Source organism: Escherichia sp. WS338 (genome assembly GCF_046486405.1).
Lineage (GTDB): Bacteria > Pseudomonadota > Gammaproteobacteria > Enterobacterales > Enterobacteriaceae > Escherichia > Escherichia coli.
Genome location: NZ_JBJQLL010000107.1, coordinates 1 through 884, shown reverse-complemented (window position 1 = coordinate 884; position 884 = coordinate 1). Strand labels below are relative to the sequence as shown.

Here is an 884-nt window from a genome sequence, read left to right as displayed (position 1 = left end):
GCACGGCTGGGACGGAAGTCGCTGTCGTTCTCAAAATCGGTGGAGCTGCATGACAAAGTCATCGGGCATTATCTGAACATAAAACACTATCAATAAGTTGGAGTCATTACCAGCAACTTCGTATTTGGGCCATTACCATGGAGTAGAAAGCTGTGTCTGAGAATGCAGAATTTGAGAAAAGAATTCGCTTTCTTGGAGAGCTTCTGAAAATGGCACGCTAACAACGTTTTGTTAAAAAATGTGAATCACTTGCCGGGGCTGCATTTTCTATTCGAGGAGAATGTTGACGTAGATATTACAGAAATCTCAGCGCATCAGGATAAACTGCTACCTTAGGTCAACCACCAAAAGAAAATACAATACGTCCAGTTTGTATGCCTTTAATAACACATCTTCTAAATGTTGAAGAATTATCCCGCCTGCTGAAGAACGTTGCTCTGAGTGTGATAAACCTTTTTATTCTTGATGATGTCAGCGAGAAGATGGAATATATCCCCGACTGGGTCGTGGTTACCCGGTTAAACATCTGGTGGCGCTAATAAATCTGGCAAGTCACATTCTGTTGAATGCTGTGACAGTGCCTTACCGAGAGAGCGAAATTGTGGTGTTCTAGTGCATAGTCGCCACCATTCCGGATAATTCTATTACGTTGTTTTACAAGTTCTTTTACAGCGCAGATCTGTCGCTGACGTTGAATCAATAGCCTGGATTTCAGAACACAATGCCCGTTTGCTGGTTGTTCCGGCAGTAGCATTAATTCATTATCTGAATGAAGGTAATGACTCCAACTTATTGATAGTGTTTTATGTTCAGATAATGCCCGATGACTTTGTCATGCAGCTCCACCGATTTTGAGAACGACAGCGACTTCCGTCCCAGCCGTG

2 protein-coding genes and 1 pseudogene are annotated in these 884 nt (G+C 42.9%); 2 read left to right on the top strand and 1 reads right to left on the bottom strand.

What is annotated here, in order from left to right:
- Together ACJHWT_RS25460 and ACJHWT_RS25455 are read left to right on the top strand one after the other, a co-directional pair.
- A partial coding sequence (locus ACJHWT_RS25460; protein WP_000851394.1) for an IS1 family transposase occupies nucleotides 1-96 on the top strand: 96 nt, incomplete at its 5' end.
- Between the two features lie 415 nt (nucleotides 97-511).
- Nucleotides 512-700: pseudogene (locus ACJHWT_RS25455) on the top strand (IS4 family transposase); the annotation flags it as partial.
- A gap of 89 nt (nucleotides 701-789) precedes the next feature.
- Here ACJHWT_RS25455 and ACJHWT_RS25450 read toward each other — a convergent pair.
- Nucleotides 790-884 (bottom strand): IS1 family transposase (locus ACJHWT_RS25450; protein WP_000306640.1); only part of this gene is annotated, 95 nt, incomplete at its 5' end.